Source organism: Vibrio sp. 14N.309.X.WAT.E.F5 (genome assembly GCF_030397615.1).
Classification (GTDB): Bacteria; Pseudomonadota; Gammaproteobacteria; order Enterobacterales; family Vibrionaceae; genus Vibrio; species Vibrio lentus.
Genome location: NZ_JAPNXR010000002.1, coordinates 101,598 through 121,448, shown reverse-complemented (window position 1 = coordinate 121,448; position 19,851 = coordinate 101,598). Strand labels below are relative to the sequence as shown.

Here is a 19,851-nt window from a genome sequence, read left to right as displayed (position 1 = left end):
AATTGAGTGTTTTGTATATGTTTCTTTATTGTGGGTTAGATCTGTTTTTTAACAACTCTCAAAATACGGTTCTCTGTAAGATAATTGAGTGATGGTTCACTGTTTATCGAGTGTGTATGAACAAGATGATTAGGTTTAAATGTAACGTAAATCCACATAAGTTCTTGTATTTATTGTGATTTATTGTGATTTTATGTGATGTGGCGAGGTGGGTATTAAATCAGAGAATGCTCTGTGACGATTTGCTATATCGAAGTGATCACGAGAGGGAATTTAGAGTAATGATTCTTATACGATGGAATTCTACTCAGTTTGTTAATTTTTTGTTTGGATTTGTTTAATTAAAAATGGGTTCGCATGCAACAATAAGTTTGGGGATGGTTGGATTGAAAAAGCCACTCAAAGGTGAATATCAAGTGGCTTTGTTCATGAGAGCGCTTAAGACAATAACTCTGGAAGGTACAGTGATATCGCTGGAATAAAGGTAATGATCATCAAAGCGGCGAGCATGGTACCAATCCAACCTAAAATCGTCCGAGACAAGGATTCAATCGGCACGTTACCCACCTGACTGGCCATAAATAAGTTGGCGCCGAGTGGGGGGGTAACAAACCCGATGGCTAGATTCACTATCATCACGATTTTTTTTGGAATCCAACTCTATGTAGACAAACATGCCGAAAAACAATCCGTATAGCACACCAATCACAGCGGATTTTATTGGTGTAACGAGAAAGGATTTATTGGCTAAGTGCAGTACTACCGCGTTCGATAATGATGCCAGGTTCTAATAGGTATGTACCTTCCGCGTCCATGTTTTCATTGATACGTTGCATTAAGTCTTCTACGGCACTTTGAACAATCTTATCGATTGGTTGCGCGATGGTGGTGAGATCATAGCTAGGCCATGATGCCATTGGGATATCGTCGACACCCATAACAGCAAAGTCCCCAGGAATACTAAAGCCCAATTGTCTTAGGCCATCCATGACGCCCATCGCGAGGATATCATTGGCACAGAAGACTGCGTCAGGTTTTGACGTGTGTTCTATCAACTCTTTGGCCGCTTCTAATCCTGCTTCAAAACTGTACTTGGAATTGATGAAGATAGGTGACGCTGCCTCACGTGCTTTCACGGTTTCAGCAAAGCCTAACCAACGCTTGTCACTAGTCATCGATCCGGCATCGCCACTCACATAAGCTAATTGTTTATAGCCTTTATCAAGTAAGTAGTCTGCGGCTTGCATGCCTGCTTTTTGGTTATCTAAGCCTGCGCTATTCGCATTGATGCCTTCGGTATATCGGTTAATTAGGCTCAAGTGAACGCCAAACTTCTCACATTGTGCAAACGCACGTGAAGTCAGTCGGCTGGTGGCGATGATCAAACCATCAACTTGGTACTCAATCGCTCGTGAGATGGCGAGATCTAAGTCATCTTTGTCGATAGGACAAAGAACAACTTGACCGCCACGCTTTTGGATTTCCATCGCAAGTGCACGCGATTGCAAGTCGTACATTGGGTTCGACTCGCTATCAAGTGCGATTGCGACCAATCCTGAGCGATTGGAAATGAGCCCACGAGCGATGGCATTCGGTGTGTAACCAAGTTTGGTTGCAGCATCCATAACCATTTTGCGTTTCTTTTCGCTAATACTTGCGGTTGGGCTAAATGCCCTAGAAACGGTAGATTGAGAAACGCCGAGCATTTTGGCGACATCAATAGAGGTAACTTTCGCTTTTATGGGGAATCTCCTTATATCGCGATAAATCCAAGCGCAGCACGATACTAAATGAGCTCGGTTTGATAATTACAATACGTGTAACATTTGAAATCACAACGAAAATTTATGAATTCATGACGCTTTGCTCATTTCGAAAGCCATCAATGATCATTTTGTGTTCAGAGCCCACACAAAAGAAACTGACTCCAAGCTCTTTCCAGTTGCGAGCCGCTTGAGCATTCGCAACAAACATACCGACAGGTTTGTTAACTTGTTGACCTGCTTTGATTATTTTTATGCTCGCTTCTCGAACACATTCGTCATTTACGCTCTCAGCGCCATAAGATACGGCTAAGTCTACTTGGCCGATGAACAGGGCATCGACACCGTCAACAGCGGCAATGGTATCGGCATTGATTACGCCTTCTGGGTCTTCAATTTGGGCGATCACCACTGTGTTGTTCTTACTGTCTTTTAGGTGGTTAGCCATTGGTTTCGTTGCGTATTTCGCAGCGCGACTCGAACCAGCATAGCCGCGTCCTCCTTCCCCGTAATGAGACATCTTTACTAGCTTCTCAGCTTGTTCAGCACTGCACACGTGAGGGATTTGAATGCCCGTCGCACCACAATCTAAAGCATTCAATAAGGTTGATGGCTGGCTATCTTGAACCCGAACTATGCAGGGCAGTTGATTGGCTCGAGCGGCAAGAATACAGCTATCCAATGATGAACGATCAAACGGTGCGTGCTCAGCATCCAAAACAACGAAAGGCAGCTCAGCTAATGCAAGCACCTCAATGATGTGTGGATGGGGTGTTTTTACGAACGTTCCGAGTCGGTCTGTGTTTTTCAGTATGTCTTTGAAGTTTTCCATTTGTTTTACTCTCCATTGCAAAGGTATGCAAAACTTAACATGTGTTGTTGTAAAAAAAGAGTAAAAACAATGTGATCAATATGGCATTAATTGATTGTTTTTCAAACATACCATGTCGTTATTTAGTCTATTTTTATGATTTTAGTTTATTAAAACAGTAGCTTAGTAATTATTCGTTCATGTTAAATAGTGATTTGCCAAGTGTTAAAAAAATGTTTATGTTTATTTTGCATTCGTATCCAAAAGTATACAAAAACAAAAAATAACCTCTGAAATTAATAGCAATTAACAAAAACTCGGCATACGCCACAAGGAGAATTACGCATGGCTCGCATTCTAAAACACGGCATCACTGAAGAAGCATCGGCATCAAACAACGCGCAAGTACGTCAAACGGTTGAGAACATTCTTTCTGACATCGAAAAGAAAGGTGACAGTGCAGTTCGTGAACTTTCAGAGAAATTTGATAACTGGTCTCCTGAGCAGTTTCGTTTAACCGATGAGCAAATTCAGGCATGTGTTGACGCATTGGATGAATCAACTAAGCACGATATTGAATTCGCACAAACACAAGTACGTAACTTTGCACAGATCCAACGTGACTCAATGCACGATGTTGAAGTTGAAACGATGCCAGGTGTGGTACTAGGACACAAAAATGTTCCGGTAAACAGCGTTGGTTGTTACATCCCAGGTGGTAAATACCCATTGGTAGCCTCTGCGCACATGAGTGTTCTTACTGCAAAAGTCGCTGGTGTGAAACGCGTTATTGCTTGCGCTCCTCCTTTTAATGGTCAACCAAATGTAGCGATTGTTGCCGCTATGGCGATGGCGGGTGCAGACGAAATTTACTGCTTCGGTGGCGTTCAAGCGGTTGGGGCGATGGCTCTTGGTACCGAAACGATTGCCCCTGTCGACATGATTGTTGGTCCAGGTAATGCTTTTGTTGCAGAAGCAAAACGCCAACTGTTCGGTCGTGTTGGTATCGATTTGTTTGCTGGTCCAACAGAAACATTGGTTATTGCTGATAAAGAAGGTTGTGACCCTGAATTAGCCGCAGCGGATCTATTGGGTCAGGCTGAGCACGGTTATAACTCTCCAGCTGTTCTTTTGACGAACAGTGAAACATTTGCAGAAGAGACGGTAAAAGAAGTTGAGCGTCAGCTGACTATTCTTCCTACTGCTGAAATTGCAGGTAAGGCTTGGGAAAATTACGGACAAGTTATCCTGTGTGACAGCTATGAAGAGATGGTTGAAGTGGCCGATGATCTTGCCTCTGAGCACGTACAAGTTATGACAAAAGATCCTAAGTACTTCTTAGACAACATGACGAACTACGGTGCGTTGTTCTTAGGTCGTGAGACTAATGTTTCTTACGGTGATAAATGCATCGGCACTAACCACACTTTGCCAACGAATAAAGCAGCGCGTTACACGGGCGGTCTTTGGGTCGGTAAATTCATTAAAACGTGTACTTACCAGCGTGTAACGGAATCAGCGTCGTTGAAAGTCGGTGAATACTGCTCTCGCTTATGTGCATTAGAAGGTTTCGCTGGTCATAAAGAGCAAGCCGATATTCGTGTTCGTCGTTACAAAGAAAAATTGGTAGAGGCATAACATGACGAAACTCGCCTTAGTTACAGGCGGCAGTGGCGGCATTGGTGCTGCCATATGTCACAAGCTAGCGCAATCTGGCTACCGTGTTGTGCTTACCTACAACAGCAACGAAAGCGTAGCTCAAACGATCTTAAATACCTTGGAAGGCTCAGGCCACGCTATGTATCAACTGAATGTTGAAGACAGTTCCGCAATTGGTGCATTAGCCGAACAAGTGAAAGAGTCGTCAACTTCTTTAGACTTGTTAGTGAACTGTGCTGGTATGACCAAGTTTGTCGCGCACAGTGATTTAGAGTCACTCAATGATGAGCTGATAGATAAAATCTTCCGTGTAAACGTGCGAGCTCCATTCTCAATGGTACGTGCATTCGAACCTTTACTACGTAGCGCTAAAGGTTGCGTGGTGAACATCACTTCAATTGCGGCACAAACGGCAATGGGCAGTAACGTGGCTTACTGCGCGAGTAAGTCTGCAGTTGAGAATATGACGCGATCTTTAGCGCGTGCCTTGTCTCCTGATATTCGAGTACTTGCAGTGGCTCCAGGCCTAGTGGACACCGAATTTGTCAAAGGTCTCGATGACGAGTGGCGTAACGCGCAAGAGCAATCAACACCGCTAAAACGATTGGCGAGTGATCTAGAGGTTGCGAATGCCGTTTATGCAGCAGCAGAACTACTGACATTTTCAACCGGCAATACCATTGCAGTCGATGGTGGCAGGCCGTTAGGTAATTAATGTAAAGCTGCGGTTCGCGGCTTACGCACCTAACATCAGCGCTTTGGGGGGAATTGACTAGAGCGTAGGTTAGGTAAAAAGGAATTTAGAATGACCCTACAACATAAAATTAATAACAATTTAGTCCGCTACATGGAACTGATTCCTGGTACGAGTGCATTCATCGATGCGCGCACTCCTGGCAGCGATCTAAAAGATAACTTCTGCATTATTGGTGCCGGAGTCGCGGAAAGCAGTCGTCAGCATGTTCATATTCGTGAAACGGCTGGTTTTAACATCGGTGCAGCAGGGCAGCCTCCGGGTATCAAAAACTCTCTGCATTCACACCATACCGCAGAACTGTTCGTTGCCTTCAAAGGTCAATTCAGATTTTATTGGGGCAATGAAGGTGAAAATGAAGCTGTGTTGTCACATGGTGATGTTATCTCTATTCCTACTAACCTTTTCAGAGGTTTTGAGGTGGTAGGGCGCGATTACGGCTTTATGTATTCTGTGTTAGGTGGTGATAATTCCGGTGGTGGCGTGGTTTGGCACCCGAGTGTGATTACCGATAGCCAAGGTTACGGTTTATACCTGAAAGCAGACGGCACATTGGTTGATACCATTGACGGTGATGCCGTTCCAAATCAATCTGATCTGATGCCACTGTTAACAGAAGAAGAGTTGAGCCAATTTGATACTTACACGGCTGAGCAGATGATGCCGTTTGTTGCGCTGAAAAAAGATTACCGAGAAGTGTCTGGTGATTTTGATAAGCCGGGTGTTAAGCAGTTTGCATTAACAGGACACCCATCATCTGGCTATGACTTCCAAGTTAAAAGTGTAGATGACGTGAGTATCATGGCTTATGAACTGACTGAAGGTGCGAGCATTCCAGTACATAAACGCAGTGAGAAGCAGGTGCTGATTAACTTTGAAGGTGACACCTTGTTAAACATCGTTCAAGACGGCGAGCAAGCACAAGTCGTCCTGACCACCGGTGATGTGTTTAGCGTTCCAGATGGCGCGTCATACAGCCTTGAAAACCTACGTGGGACTAGCTTTACTTACGTCGTTCTTGGTTCTGACCAGCCACAAGCTTTGTAGGATAACGAATGATGAAACCAGAAGTACCACTGTTATGGCTACCTGGTTTGTTATGTGATGAAGCGTTGTTTCAAGACGTCAATAAAGAGCTGCCCGACTGGGTGGCTCCTTTTACTTGTGACTTAGGAACGCAAACATCCATGCAAGCCTTAGCGAATAAAGTCCTAGATAATGCACCTGAAAGTTTCGTTCTCGGTGGTTTATCTATGGGGGGAATCCTCGCGTTTGAAGTCTTTAGACAGGCTCCAGAACGCGTGAAAGGCTTAATTTTAATGGACACCAATGCCGCTGATGAAAAGCCAGAGGTGTCGGAGAAAAGGAACGCTTTAGTCGACAAAGCAAAAGCTGGGGAGTTTGAGTCGATAACACCTGATATTTTGATGCCACTTATTATCCATCCTAACCAGTTAGTGAATCAAGAACTGACTCAACGAATTACTCAAATGGCGACTAACATCGGCATGGAAAGGTTTGAGGCTCACGCTCAGGCGTTGGCGACTCGTCCTGATGCTAGACCATTATTGGCCGATATTCAGGTTCCGACGCTGATCATTACTGGCAAAGATGACCTGTTATGCCCAATCGATAATCACCTGTTAATGGCAAAACACATCAAGCAGGTATCACTCCATGTCATTCCTGATTGTGGTCACCTATCGACAATGGAACAGCCTAAGGTTGTCGCTCGTCATATTTGTAGCTGGATCGAAGCCAGTCAGCTGTGATTCTTTTATAGCTAACGACAGAATTCGGTTTTTCATGTTTAGCGCGCAATATAAAGTGCGTTTGCCACTGCACCTAAACATGAAGAGCCTTTGTTCATTTATGAGTCGCTTTCAACCTGATTCGCTACAAACTCCACAAATCGATCCCTGAGTGGATTTTCACTCTTCCCATTCCATATCAATCCCACTGGCCAGGTGGCGTATTCACCTTCTAAAGTAATGAATTCCACATCGGTATTGCTAATGAACTGAGCACTGCTAGGTACAATGGTGAAGCCGATATTGGCAGAAACCAAGGCAAGCAGGGTGAGAATGTCATCGGCTTCTTGCGTCTTTGATAAGTCGATTTTATTGGCAAGGCAATATTGTTGAATCTGTCTGTCTAACCCAGGGCCACGGTGCTGCGCCAATTTTAGATAAGGCCATTTCGATAACTCAGAGACGACGTGATTTTTACTTGGCGCTTGTTTGAGAAGGTCTTTGTGTACCGCAATCACAAGCGAATCATTGAATAGGGTTAGACTTTCTAAACCCAAAGAGTTAGGTATCCGATTGAAGCTGATATCGAGATCATGGCTCAATAACTCGTCGGTCTGCTGCTTAGACGGTGTGTCATTTAAAGTGACATGAACGTCTGGGTATTGCTGTTTATAAGCCGCAATCAGCTTGGGCGCTTCATGATAAGTGGACACGCCAAAGCCTATGTTCAAATGTCCCTGAGTTCCTTTCACCACAGAGCCTGAAAGCTGCTCAAACGCCTGCATTGAATGAACCAAACGTTGGGCTTCTGCCAGTAATGTTTTGCCTGCGTGCGTCAGCTCTGCGCCGTTCCTGCCACGAGAAAACAGAGACGCCCCAATGTTGGATTCAAGTCGTTGAATCTTTTTAGTGAGGGCCGATTGAGTAATGTATAGCTGTTCTGACGCCAAACGGTAATTGCCCGATTTAGCCAACTGACAGAATGCCTTGAGTAAATCAAATTCCATTCCAAATGCTCATTGAACTAAGAATATCTTTCATTATATGGAATTGAATCGATTTTTTATACTGAGTTCATACCAAATCAAATAAAGCGAAATTCGAGGACGACTCATGAAGAAAGACATCAAAGTAGCGTCGGTTCAATTCAATCACCATGCGGGTGACAAGGCGTATAACCTATCTGTGATAGAGCAATATGTTCGACAAGCGGCGGAGAGTGGCGTGGACATCATCAGTTTCCCAGAGATGTGCATCACTGGCTACTGGCATGTGTCTGCTTTGTCGCGAGACGAGATAGAAGCACTAGCGGAACCTGTGCCGAACGGTGAATCCACGCAACAGTTGATTGCACTGGCAACACAGTTTGGAATCAGCGTTGGCGCAGGCTTGATAGAGCAGGGTGTGGATGGCGAGTTATACAACACTTATGTGTTCGTGATGCCTAATGGTGAGGTACAAAAGCACCGCAAACTGCACACCTTTGTGAGCCCATATATGAGTAGCGGCGACCAATACACGGTGTTCGATACGCCTCATGGTTGTAAAGTCGGTATCTTGATTTGTTGGGATAACAACTTGGTCGAGAACGTCCGAATCACTGCTTTGAAAGGGGCTGATATATTGATTGCACCACACCAAACGGGCGGTTGTCAGTCACGTAGCCCCAATGCGATGAAGCGAATTGACCCAGATTTATGGTTTAACCGAGATGAAAACCCAGAAGTGATTCGTGCTGAAATGCAGGGCAAGAATGGTCGCGAGTGGCTAATGCGTTGGCTGCCTGCAAGAGCGCACGATAACGGCCTGTTTGTGGTGTTCAGTAATGGTGTCGGTGTTGATATGGATGAAGTGAGAACAGGCAATGCGATGATCTTAAGCCCTTATGGTGAAGTCATCACCGAGACGGACAGCGTTGATGACGACATGGTGATCGCGGAGTTAAAAGCCGAAGAGTTAGACATGTGTACTGGGAGACGTTGGATTCGAGGTCGTAAGCCTGAGCTTTACCATTCGCTGACACAGCCTCTTGGTCATGAACTTGACCCGCACCAAGCGCGTTTTGCAGAGAAGTAATGTTGTAAGCACGGGTGAAAAAGGATGTATTAGTAGCGGTTAAAAGGGTGGGGAAGTTGAAAGAGAAGTGAGGGCTCCTGATGTAGTCTACCCACTTAAATCATGTTTAAGTGGGTAGACTATTTACACATCAAGCACTAAGCCATAAGCACTAAGCATCTAAGTTCTATTCTCAGTGTCTTGTGTGAGAAGAAGTCAGCTCTGATGCACGTAACTGAGCAACGGCTTTCGCCAATTCTAGCTGAGCTTGTGCAAAGTTAATGTCTATGTTGCCCTTGTTGATGTTCTCTAGAGCGGCATATTTCGCTTCTTCTGCGCGAGCGCGGTCAATATCTTGGCCGTGCAAGGCCGTGTCGGCTAACAACGTTACCACATCCGGCTGAACTTCCAGCATCCCACCAGAGACATACAGCACTTGGCCTTCTGATTTAGGGTCTGTAACAAACACGGTTACGCCCGGTTTGATCTTACTTAGAAGCGGGGAGTGACCGGGGCGAATCCCCAGTTCACCATCAGCGCCAGAAACGGCTAGGGCATACGCTGGACCTGAAAACAGCGTACCTTCCGCACTTACAATATTAAGTTGAAATGTATTATCTGTAATTCCGATAGCCATGGTGCACCTACCTCTTAGAGTGATTTTGCTTTGTTAAGCACTTCGTCGATAGAGCCACAGTACAAGAACGCTTGCTCTGGGATATCGTCATATTCACCGCTTAACAGGCCTTTAAAGCCTCTTAGTGTTTCGCTTAGCGGTACAAAGACACCTTTCTGACCGGTAAACACTTCGGCTACGTGGTAAGGCTGAGTTAAGAAACGTTCAATCTTACGAGCGCGAGATACGGTCTGTTTGTCTTCAGTTGAAAGCTCATCCATACCAAGAATCGCGATGATGTCTTTTAGCTCTTTGTAGCGTTGCAGCGTTGTTTGTACTTTTTGTGCAATGTCATAGTGCTCTTGACCAACCACAAGCGGGTCCAATTGGCGAGAGGTTGAATCCAATGGATCAATCGCAGGATAGAGGCCCAATGCCGCGATATTACGAGACAGTACAACGGTCGCATCTAAGTGAGCAAAGGTTGTTGCTGGTGATGGATCGGTCAAGTCATCCGCAGGTACGTATACCGCTTGGATAGACGTGATAGAGCCTTGTCTAGTCGAAGTGATACGCTCTTGAAGCACACCCATCTCTTCAGCTAGTGTTGGTTGGTAACCTACTGCTGAAGGCATACGACCTAGCAGAGCTGATACTTCAGTCCCGGCAAGCGTGTAACGATAAATGTTATCAATGAACAACAGTACGTCACGACCTTCATCACGGAAGCGCTCAGCCATAGTAAGGCCTGTAAGTGCTACACGTAGACGGTTTCCCGGTGGCTCGTTCATTTGGCCGTAAACCATGGCTACTTTGTCTAGTACACCCGCTTCTTTCATCTCGTAGTAGAAGTCGTTACCTTCACGAGTACGCTCACCAACACCGGTAAATACAGAAAGACCTGAGTGGGCTTTAGCGATGTTATTGATAAGCTCCATCATGTTGACGGTTTTACCTACGCCGGCACCACCGAACAGACCAATTTTACCACCCTTAGCGAATGGACAGATAAGGTCGATAACCTTAACGCCTGTTTCTAGAAGCTCAGTGCTGTTTGCTTGTTCTTCATAAGAAGGGGCTTCACGGTGAATCTCGTAGTTTTCTTTCTGACCGATTTCACCACACTCATCGATAGGTTGACCAAGCACGTTCATGATACGACCTAGCGTTTCTTCACCCACAGGAACCGTGATTGGAGAGCCTGTGTTTTCAACCGTTAGGCCACGACGTAAGCCATCTGAAGTACCCATTGCAATACAACGAACGATATTGCTACCCAGTTGTTGCTGTACTTCCAATACTAACGAGCTTGCTTCGTCGCTAGTCACTTTCAATGCATCATAAACGCGTGGGCTGTTGCCGCCGCTGAACTCGACGTCAACCACCGCGCCGATTACTTTAACTATTTTTCCAACACTCATTCTTAAATCCTCAAATTCTGTTCTTGCCCCAGTCTTTTCTAGCCCTAGACAGCTTGGGCACCTGAGACTATTTCACTCAGCTCTTGGGTAATGGCAGCCTGACGCGCCTTGTTGTAGACCAACTGCAAGTCATCAATGAGTTGGCCTGCGTTATCAGTCGCCGCTTTCATAGCGACCATTCGGGCTGCTTGCTCACAGGCAATGCTCTCAACAATGCCTTGATACACTTGCGATTCGATGTATCGATGTAACAGTTCTGAGAGTATGTCTTTGGGTGCTTGCTCATAGATGTAGTCCCAACGACGCGCTTTTTTAGGCTCACCACCTTCCTCAGAATCCGAAGGGTGGGGGAGCAACTGCAAGGTCGTTGGCGCTTGAACCATGGTGTTGATGAACTGGTTGTAAACGAGATACAAGCTATCGATCTTGCCTTCGTCGTAATGCCCGAGCATCGCGTTCACCGTACCTAAGATGTCTTCTAACTTAGGGGTATCGCCAAGACCTGACGTTTGTGCAATAACGTTGCCGCCGCGTTGGAAGAACGAGATAGCCTTAGATCCCACTAAGGTTGTTTCTACCTCGACTCCCTTGGTGCGCCATTGCTCCATTTCTTCTAACACTTTCTTGAACAAGTTTGAGTTCAAGCCACCACACAAGCCTCTATCGGACGAGATAATGATGTAAGCGACACGCTTAGGTTCACGTTGTTGCAGGTAAGGGTGCTGGTACTCCAGTGAACCCGATGCAACATGAGAGATAACTTTTCGCATGTTCTCGGCGTAAGGCCGCGTTTGCGTCATGTTGTCTTGAACTTTGCGCATCTTACTTGCTGCAACCATTTCCATTGCACTGGTGATTTTCTGAGTGTTACTAACACTGGCTATCTTGGTGCGAATTTCTTTAGTACTTGCCATAACCTGCTCCTATTTGTTTTGATTTCCAGCTAACAAACCGGAGCACTACCAAGCTTTCATCCCAACAAAACCTTCTAGGATCTCTTTAAGAGCGCCATCTATTTCGTCGTTGTAATCGCCTGTCGCGTTGATTTTTTCGAACAACGCAGGGTTTTGACCTTTGGCGTAAGCAATCAGCTCTTCTTCAAAACGGGCAATGTTGCTTAGCTCAACACCGATCAAGTAGCCTTTCTCTGCCGCGTAGATAACCGTTGCTTGCTCAGCAACTGACATTGGAGAGTATTGTTTTTGCTTCATTAGTTCGGTAACACGCTCACCGTGGTCTAGCTGTTTGCGCGTCATCTCATCTAAGTCAGAAGAGAACTGAGCAAAGGCCGCCAGCTCGCGGTATTGAGCTAGTGAAGTACGGATACCACCAGACAGTTTCTTGATGATCTTGCATTGCGCCGCACCACCCACACGAGATACCGAGATACCTGGGTCTACTGCAGGGCGTAAGCCTGAGTTGAATAGTTGGGTTTGAAGGAAAACCTGACCGTCGGTGATTGAGATTACGTTGGTTGGTACAAACGCTGATACGTCACCCGCTTGAGTTTCAATGATCGGAAGCGCCGTTAATGAGCCTGTTTGGCCTTTCACTTCACCGTTAGTGAACTTCTCTACATACTCTGCATTCACTCGTGCTGCACGTTCTAGTAGGCGTGAGTGAAGGTAGAATACGTCGCCAGGGAAGGCTTCACGACCCGGTGGGCGTTTCAATAGCAATGAGATTTGACGGTAAGCAACGGCTTGTTTTGATAGGTCATCATAGATGATCAGCGCATCTTCACCGCGGTCACGGAAGTATTCACCCATGGTGCAACCCGCATAAGGGGCTAGGTATTGAAGCGCTGCAGACTCTGATGCTGACGCCACGACTACGATGGTGTTTTTTAGCGCATCGTGGTCTTCGAGTTTACGAACCACGTTAGCGATAGTGGAGGCTTTTTGGCCAATCGCCACATAAACACATTTGATGCCAGAATCTTTCTGATTGATGATCGCATCGATAGCTAACGCTGTTTTACCCGTTTGACGGTCACCGATGATAAGTTCACGTTGACCACGACCGATTGGCACCATGGTATCAACCGCTTTGTAGCCAGTTTGAATAGGTTGATCAACAGACTTACGTTCGATTACACCGGGTGCAATCACTTCTACAGGGTCGAGTCGGTCACAACTCACTGGGCCTTTGCCATCGATTGGCTCGCCTAATGTGTTCACGACACGGCCAAGAAGTCCGTTACCTACAGGTACTTCTAAGATACGACCTGTACCTTTCACTTTCATACCTTCAGAGAGGTCAGTGTAGGGGCCCATAACCACCGCACCTACTGAATGGGTATCGAGGTTAAGTGCGAGTGCGTATTTGCCACCTGGTAGCTCAATCATCTCACCTTGCATAACATCAGCAAGGCCATTGATTGTGATGATGCCATCACGAACCGATACGATAGTGCCTTCGTTGCGAGCTTCGGTGCTCACATTAAATTTCGAGATGCGATCTTTAATCAGGCCGCTGATTTCATTTGAATTTAATTGCATAATTGTTACCTATCTCGCGTGAAGTTGATGAGCCAAACGGTTAATTGATGTGTTCAAAGAACCATCGATGACGGTTTCACCCGCCTTGATTACGATCCCGCCAACCAGCGAGTCATCAATAACCTGTTCCATTTCAACCTGACGCTCTAATTTCTTCTCAAGTGCAGCAGTGAGTGATGTAACTTGATCTTGTGTAAGCAATTCTGAACTGGTGACAGTGACAGGGATTACACGTTCATGTTCGTCCTTTAGGTCGCTGAACAAGTTAAACAAGTCTCTGATCACTGCAAGACGGCCATTCTCAGCCAAGACTTTAATGAGATTAATGACGTGGTCATCAACAAGTCCTTGGCATACGTGAATGATGAGATTGACCAGTTCTTCAGATTGCTGTGTGTGAACACCTTCTGCTGATGAAATCTGCTTAGCGATCGTTTCTTCTTCCGCTACCGTCACAAGAATGGACAGCATTGAGTGCCACTCTTGTAACTTGTTTTCACCTAAAGCAAAGTCGAACGATGCTTTAGCGTAGGGATGAGCAATATTGGTGTAATCTGACATATTGCCTCCGTTTAGAGTTCGCTTATCATTTGATCAACTAACGCTCGGTTCGTTTCAGAATCTAGGTTTTTGCTGATCAATTTCTGTGCACTTTGAATAACAGCGTCTGCCATATCCGCCTGAAGTTCACGGCGTAACTTTTGACGTTCGCCTTCTAGCTCAGCTCTACCTTGCTCTAAGATGCGCGCTTTTTCTTGCTCACCTTCTTGGTGAGCTAAGGTGATGATTTCGTTGCGGCGTTTTTTGCCTTGCTCAATCAGTTCGGTCACATTTTTTTTCGCATCTGCGACGAGTTGTGCGCCATTTGATTTTGCTAGTTCTAGCTCTTTCGCTGCATTCTCTGAGTGGCGTAAACCATCAGCGATTTCTTTTTGGCGCTCGTCTAACATCGCGGTGAGAGGGGGCCATACATATTTCATGCATAGCCAAACAAAAATCACGAATGAGATTGCTTGACCAAACATGCTGGCATTTAAATTCATACCTTCCTCACTAAATCTTGATTATTTACAAATCGATCTTTTCAAAGCTTTTAATTAAGCAACGGCAAAGATGATGTATAGACCGATACCAACACCGATCATCGGTACAGCATCCACAAGGCCCATCATGATGAAGAATTGAGTACGAAGCATTGGAGTAAGATCTGGTTGACGAGCAACACCTTCAAGGTATTTACCTGCTAAGTTACCAATACCAGATGCTGCACCCGCTGCACCTAAACCGATCAGTAATGCACCTGCTACATATAAAACTGCGCTTACGATATCCATTTGTATCTCCGATAAATAATTTGTTAGTTAATTTTTAGTTATTAATTAATGGTGTTCTTCTGTTGCCATTGCTAAATAAACAACGGTCAGTACCATAAATATAAATGCTTGCAAGAATACGATTAATATGTGGAATAAGGCCCATGGAACACTGAGTGCCCATTGCATCCACCAAGGCATTAGTGCGATAAGGATGAATATCATCTCGCCTGCATACATATTTCCGAATAATCGTAAGCCTAGTGATATTGGCTTTGAAATTAATGTTATTAATTCAAGAACGAAGTTAACAGGATATAAAAGAGGGTTATCAAATGGCTGAGTAGTGAGCTCTTTGATAAAGCCTTTCAAACCTTTATTTTTCAACGTATAAGTTAACAGTAGAATAAACACACCGAGTGCCATCGACATTGGGATATTTACATCCGCTGTCGGTAGATCTCTAAAGTGTTCTAAACCCATTACACGAGTTAACCCTGGTATTAAATCAATTGGTAATAGGTCGACTGCATTCATTAACAACACCCAAACAAAAGTGGTTAATGCCAGTGGCCCTATTAATTTATCCTCCGCTTGGAAAATCTCTTTGACTAGGTTGTTAACGAAATCAAAGATAAGCTCGATAAAACATTGAAAACGACCTGGAACACCGCTAGTGCCCTTGGTCACTACATATCGAAAAGCTCCAATAAACAATAATCCCGTAATCCAAGATATCAACATTGAGTCAATGTTGAACGCCCAGAAACCATCACCTGTAGTTAAGAAGGTTAAGTGATGCTCTATGTATTCGTGAGCGGTAGTGACTTGATCCATACTACACGTACTCCGATCTTGTAGAGGCAGTAATAAATGGTGTTAAGAAGTACCCAATCATTGTGAAAATATACGCGTATAATATTACTGGGTTATCCAATTTAAAAAACTGGAATGCCAAGATAAACATTAAGAACGTATAGGTTATTTTCACGACACGACTCATTTGCATTAAGTCACGTAAACTATAATTAGGATTCTTGTGCACCTTTAGGCTTGCATATATAAAACCAAACAGCGGTGGTAACATCGCGATTACGACACCCAAAGCTGAAGACTCCATATCTACTTTATTACCAAAAAACACTTCATATAAAACTACACCGACGGCTAATACTATTTGGCAGAGAACAACTCTTTTAGCAGCAACAAGGATGTCGCTACTTATCCCATTAAGCCTCATAATAAAACCCTATATTTAACAGTGTAAGTTAATATAAAACACAGTTTGAATATGTTTTGTTACTAGCACTTACTTGTTAATAGCAATTTGACTTGTTAATAAACCTTTACTTGTTAACAAAGAAATAATCTTTCTGGCTTTATATCTCCTGACGAAATTAAACGATAAAATCTAATTCGCTATCGTTCCGACAAAATATAAACTACGCCTAAAATTATGTGATCAAAACGACAAAAATCGACATCAATAATTCCATTTTTGAAATGAGTGTTTTTCATTTATGAAAGTAATAGTTGAATAACTTTATTCATGAAAATTTTAAATGCTTTATTTTCAGCAGAAAGGGGTGTTTTTGTATGAAAATTTTAGACGTCAATTTGACAAGTTACGATCTTATCAATTACGTATATTCAAACACTTAGCGTCATTTATAAGTTGATTACTGAGTACCATTCTACAAGGGAATAAAGCCAGTTTTAGTCAGCGATGAAAGCCTTCGTGCATTGAGTGATTTATCTATACGGCGTTCTCTATCTGGAAGTGATTATTTTTCAAAATAGTTTGTCACGACTTCATTCTTAACGTCTTTCAAGCGATTCGAAACGGGTAAATCGGTGTTTAAGATGAATATGATGGATGAAATTCAGCTCCTCACATGGATGTAAGGAGCTGAAGATAGGGCAAAAATCTGAGGGTTAGGGCACTAAGCCCAAGATAGAAAGGTCAAAAGTCTGGAGATTCGAGCTGGAATTTCTTGATGTGTTGCTCTAACAACCGCTTTTAAGCAAACAAACTCAATCATGTCCCTCTATTAGTCTTCATAACTTAGATATTGAATGCATAAATCATGGAAAGCCTGCGCTTGTGGCGAGATCGTACGATCAGACAATCTGAAAATACCGATTTGACGCTGTAAAGGCGGGTCAATCAACGGAATCCACACCAAGCGGGTTTCATTGGTTGGGAAAGCCAGTTTAGGTAGCGTGGTCACGCCTATCCCGAGTTCTAAGACCGAAAACAACGAAGTAATGTTCTCTACTGAATATAAAGCTTGTTCGCTGAGCATTCGTGCAGGTGTTGGGTCAAGTAGGGTACAAGTCCCGTTGCGAATGAAGGGTTGTTTTAACAAAGTTTGCCATTCTATTCCCTCTCGTTGAGAGGCGATAGGGTTGTCTTTGAGGCAGACCACACCAATAGGATCGGAAAGTAAAGGCGTGAAGTCGATGCTTTCTTCTTCTAAATGGGAGCTATTTCCGAGGGCAACGTCTACCTCTCCAGACAGTAATCTTGCTTCTACACCCGCCGCATTATCATCAATTAAGCTTACCTCAACATTCGGGTACTGCTCACAAAAAGCCCCTAAAACACTAGGGATTAATTTTGCCGCTACTGATGGCACGCTTGCTATTCGAACTCTTCCTTGTTGTCCTGCCGCGGCTGCGCGTAGGTCATTGTCTAAAGCTTTGTAAACATTCAGGAATTGAATGATTTTTGGCAGGCATATTTCCCCGAAAGGTGTCAGGGTTGATTTGTTGCCTGTTTCAAACAGTGGCTGACCAAGTATTTTTTCTAGCTCTTTTATCGACGTAGAAAGTGCTGCTTGCGAGCGATTTGCTCGGTGAGATGCCGCTCGAAATCCGCCTTCTTCGACCACTAAAACAAAATGTTTTAACTGTTGTAGCTTAATACTCATGGCACTGATCCTTCTCTAGCCCTTGCTATACCTTACTTTTTGAAAGGTGATAGATTTTATTTATCAAATGCACAAAATTTACCGTTAGATTTATCAGTCGTCAAGGTGCAGTATTTAACCATCTTGAAACATAGTTGTTACAAAGTTGGATAGAATCGTGAACGCACAAACTAAAAAACACCCAGTAAAAACCGAGCTTTTCGCTTCAAAAGCACCACTAGAGTGGGCGATCGTTAATAACGGCACTCTATACACAGCGCAGATTCCAATTGATGAAACTGGCGCAGTAGTAGAAGGCGGTATCGAAGCGCAAACGCGTCAGACTTTTAACAACCTTGTTCATACGTTGGAGTGTGCAGGCGAATCTATGGATTCAGTGCTGCAAGTTCTGATTTACGTGACAGACCGTGAATATCTAAAAACGGTAAACAGCGTATACGGAGAATACTTCAATGCACCTTATCCAAACCGTGCTGCGGTCGTCGTTGCAGGGTTAGCAAGAGAAGAAATGTTGGTTGAGTTCGTGGTTTACGCATCAGCCTCTCAACCTGAATAAAGATACTGTGAACTGAGGCAATTTGCGGATTAAAGCTATTTGTCTGTAAAGATCTTTATTGATACAAGCGTCTTGGTTCAGTTTTAGATACAAGATTTAAACGTTATTTATTATATAAATTAACGTTTTATTCATTAATCAGATGGTTGCCAGGCTCAAACGCAACCTAACCGTTACAAGGACAGAATGATGACTCAATTACAGAATGTTCAAGCAGAAAACGCACTTTACATTGGCGGCGAATGGCAAGCGGGTGTAAGTACCGTTGCGAACATTAACCCATCAGATATTTCTGAAAACATCGGTAACTTTGCACAAGCAAGTGCTGACCAAGTTCAACAGGCGATTTCAGCGGCGAAGCACGCTCAACCAGAGTGGGAAAAAACGCCGATTGAACGTAAGCAAGCAGTACTTCAAGCGATTGGTGATGAGCTGATTGCACGTTGTGATGAGCTAGGTACGTTGCTTTCTCGTGAAGAAGGTAAGCCTTTTGCTGAAGGTCGTGGCGAAATTTACCGTGCAGGTCAGTTCTTCCAGTACTTTGCGGCTGAAGTGCTTCGTCAAATTGGCGACAACGCAGAATCAGTACGCCCAGGCGTTTCTGTAGAAGTGACTCGTGAAGCGGTGGGTGTTATCGGCATCATCTCTCCTTGGAACTTCCCGACCGCGACTGCTGCTTGGAAAATCGCTCCAGCGCTTGCTTTCGGTAACAGCGTTATCTGGAAACCAGCAAACCTAACACCAGCAAGTGCGGTTGCGTTAACTGAAATTATCCACCGCCAAGGCATGCCAGCAGGCACGTTCAACCTTGTTCTAGGTAGCGGTTCGAAAGTAGGTGATGCACTGATCAACTCTAAAGAAGTGAACGGTGTGAGCTTTACTGGTTCTGTTGATACAGGTCGTAAGGTTGCAGCTGCTACAGCGCCAAACTTCGTTCGTTGCCAACTAGAAATGGGCAGTAAGAACGCACTTGTGGTTGCTGATGATGCTGATATCCAAACAGCTGTTGATGCGACTATCGCAGGTTCGTTCTCTGGTGCGGGTCAAAAATGTACAGCATCTTCTCGTCTAGTGGTTATGGATGGCATTCACGACCAATACGTTGAAGCACTGATCAAGCGTATGAGCGAGCTTAAAGTGGGTCACGCACTAGAAGACGGCGTATTCATGGGCCCTGTTGTCGATGGTAACCAACTTGAAGCAAACCTAGGTTGGGTTGAGAAAGCACGTCAAAGCGGAGGTGAGCTAGCATTTGGTGGCGAACGCCTAAGCATGAAACATGAAGGTTTCTACATGTCTCCAACGCTGTTCTTGAATACTAAGAACGATTGGGAAGTGAACCAAGAAGAAGTGTTTGCACCAATGGCAAGCGTGATTCGTGTCGCTGACCTAGAAGAAGCTATCGCGACAACAAACGATACTCGCTTTGGTCTAACGGGCGGCATCATTACTCAAAGCCTACGTACTAGCGCAATGTTCAAGCAACAAGCGCAAACAGGTTGTGTGATGGTGAACCTACCAACAGCAGGCACGGATTACCACGTTCCGTTTGGTGGTCGCAAAGAGTCTAGCTTTGGTCCTCGTGAGCAAGGTCAGTACGCGAAAGAGTTCTACACAGTAGTGAAGACAGCTTACCAGCGTCCTTACTAATCAACTTTCTATATAAGAATTGGATAGCTGAGGATATTAATTCCCAAGCTATCCAGCTATCGAATTGG

21 protein-coding genes are annotated in these 19,851 nt (G+C 44.5%); 7 read left to right on the top strand and 14 right to left on the bottom strand.

The annotated features are described in order from the left end of the window. Positions 1–438 precede the first annotated feature (438 nt). The 3 genes from OW495_RS02950 to OW495_RS02940 form a co-directional block, all read right to left on the bottom strand. Entirely contained in the window at positions 439–630 is a 192-nt protein-coding gene (locus OW495_RS02950; RefSeq protein WP_241902028.1) for a TRAP transporter large permease subunit, read from the bottom strand. Between the two features lie 110 nt (positions 631–740). Further along, positions 741–1,706, bottom strand: a complete 966-nt coding sequence (locus OW495_RS02945; protein WP_065105487.1) for a substrate-binding domain-containing protein — start codon at positions 1,704–1,706, stop codon at positions 741–743. 139 nt (positions 1,707–1,845) lie between these two features. Next, positions 1,846–2,595: an aldolase/citrate lyase family protein gene (locus OW495_RS02940; protein WP_076670002.1), complete on the bottom strand. Its 750-nt coding sequence runs from the start codon at positions 2,593–2,595 to the stop codon at positions 1,846–1,848. 324 nt (positions 2,596–2,919) lie between these two features. On the opposite strand from OW495_RS02940, the gene hisD reads away from it, so the two are divergent. The 4 genes from hisD to OW495_RS02920 all read left to right on the top strand — a co-directional run bounded on the left by hisD (position 2,920) and on the right by OW495_RS02920 (position 6,759). Beyond that, positions 2,920–4,212 (top strand): histidinol dehydrogenase, encoded by a 1,293-nt coding sequence (gene hisD / locus OW495_RS02935; protein WP_289884887.1) that lies wholly within the window; start codon positions 2,920–2,922, stop codon positions 4,210–4,212. Between the two features lies 1 nt (position 4,213). Further along, entirely contained in the window at positions 4,214–4,948 is a 735-nt protein-coding gene (locus OW495_RS02930; protein WP_289884886.1) for an SDR family oxidoreductase, read from the top strand. A 90-nt stretch (positions 4,949–5,038) separates the two neighbouring features. Next, on the top strand, positions 5,039–6,034 hold the full coding sequence (locus tag OW495_RS02925) for a cupin domain-containing protein (protein ID WP_289884884.1): 996 nt from the start codon (positions 5,039–5,041) through the stop codon (positions 6,032–6,034). 8 nt (positions 6,035–6,042) lie between these two features. Beyond that, the gene (locus tag OW495_RS02920) at positions 6,043–6,759 is read left to right on the top strand and encodes an alpha/beta hydrolase (protein ID WP_289884882.1); all 717 of its coding nucleotides are present in this window, start codon (positions 6,043–6,045) and stop codon (positions 6,757–6,759) included. A 98-nt stretch (positions 6,760–6,857) separates the two neighbouring features. On the opposite strand, the gene OW495_RS02915 is transcribed toward OW495_RS02920, so the two are convergent. Next, positions 6,858–7,745: a LysR family transcriptional regulator gene (locus OW495_RS02915; RefSeq protein ID WP_289884880.1), complete on the bottom strand. Its 888-nt coding sequence runs from the start codon at positions 7,743–7,745 to the stop codon at positions 6,858–6,860. 106 nt (positions 7,746–7,851) lie between these two features. Between OW495_RS02915 and OW495_RS02910 the strand changes: the two genes are divergently transcribed. Next, the gene (locus tag OW495_RS02910; RefSeq protein ID WP_289884878.1) at positions 7,852–8,814 is read left to right on the top strand and encodes a nitrilase family protein; all 963 of its coding nucleotides are present in this window, start codon (positions 7,852–7,854) and stop codon (positions 8,812–8,814) included. Positions 8,815–8,986: 172 nt separating this feature from the next. Here OW495_RS02910 and OW495_RS02905 read toward each other — a convergent pair whose 3' ends face one another. The 10 genes from OW495_RS02905 to OW495_RS02860 all read right to left on the bottom strand — a co-directional run bounded on the left by OW495_RS02905 (position 8,987) and on the right by OW495_RS02860 (position 17,577). Further along, the gene (locus OW495_RS02905) at positions 8,987–9,430 is read right to left on the bottom strand and encodes a F0F1 ATP synthase subunit epsilon (protein WP_289884877.1); all 444 of its coding nucleotides are present in this window, start codon (positions 9,428–9,430) and stop codon (positions 8,987–8,989) included. A gap of 14 nt (positions 9,431–9,444) precedes the next feature. Further along, entirely contained in the window at positions 9,445–10,830 is a 1,386-nt protein-coding gene (gene atpD / locus OW495_RS02900) for a F0F1 ATP synthase subunit beta (protein WP_019820615.1), read from the bottom strand. Positions 10,831–10,874: 44 nt separating this feature from the next. Beyond that, positions 10,875–11,744, bottom strand: coding sequence for a F0F1 ATP synthase subunit gamma (gene atpG, locus OW495_RS02895; protein ID WP_289884875.1), 870 nt, complete (start codon positions 11,742–11,744; stop codon positions 10,875–10,877). A gap of 45 nt (positions 11,745–11,789) precedes the next feature. Next, entirely contained in the window at positions 11,790–13,331 is a 1,542-nt protein-coding gene (gene atpA / locus OW495_RS02890) for a F0F1 ATP synthase subunit alpha (protein ID WP_289884874.1), read from the bottom strand. A 9-nt stretch (positions 13,332–13,340) separates the two neighbouring features. Next, positions 13,341–13,892, bottom strand: a complete 552-nt coding sequence (locus tag OW495_RS02885) for a F0F1 ATP synthase subunit delta (protein WP_009844933.1) — start codon at positions 13,890–13,892, stop codon at positions 13,341–13,343. 11 nt (positions 13,893–13,903) lie between these two features. Continuing rightward, on the bottom strand, positions 13,904–14,374 hold the full coding sequence (locus OW495_RS02880) for a F0F1 ATP synthase subunit B (protein WP_004730401.1): 471 nt from the start codon (positions 14,372–14,374) through the stop codon (positions 13,904–13,906). Positions 14,375–14,428: 54 nt separating this feature from the next. Then, positions 14,429–14,665, bottom strand: coding sequence for a F0F1 ATP synthase subunit C (gene atpE, locus OW495_RS02875; protein WP_004730405.1), 237 nt, complete (start codon positions 14,663–14,665; stop codon positions 14,429–14,431). 45 nt (positions 14,666–14,710) lie between these two features. Then, positions 14,711–15,481: a F0F1 ATP synthase subunit A gene (atpB, locus tag OW495_RS02870; RefSeq protein WP_076670020.1), complete on the bottom strand. Its 771-nt coding sequence runs from the start codon at positions 15,479–15,481 to the stop codon at positions 14,711–14,713. 1 nt (position 15,482) lies between these two features. After that, on the bottom strand, positions 15,483–15,884 hold the full coding sequence (locus OW495_RS02865; protein WP_004730409.1) for a hypothetical protein: 402 nt from the start codon (positions 15,882–15,884) through the stop codon (positions 15,483–15,485). A gap of 811 nt (positions 15,885–16,695) precedes the next feature. Then, a complete protein-coding gene (locus OW495_RS02860) occupies positions 16,696–17,577 on the bottom strand; it encodes a LysR family transcriptional regulator (RefSeq protein ID WP_017099346.1) in 882 nt (293 codons plus the stop codon). Between the two features lie 157 nt (positions 17,578–17,734). Between OW495_RS02860 and OW495_RS02855 the strand changes: the two genes are divergently transcribed. Next, positions 17,735–18,133 (top strand): RidA family protein, encoded by a 399-nt coding sequence (locus OW495_RS02855; RefSeq protein ID WP_004730412.1) that lies wholly within the window; start codon positions 17,735–17,737, stop codon positions 18,131–18,133. A 189-nt stretch (positions 18,134–18,322) separates the two neighbouring features. Continuing rightward, on the top strand, positions 18,323–19,783 hold the full coding sequence (locus tag OW495_RS02850; protein WP_004730413.1) for an aldehyde dehydrogenase family protein: 1,461 nt from the start codon (positions 18,323–18,325) through the stop codon (positions 19,781–19,783). Positions 19,784–19,851: the final 68 nt, after the last annotated feature.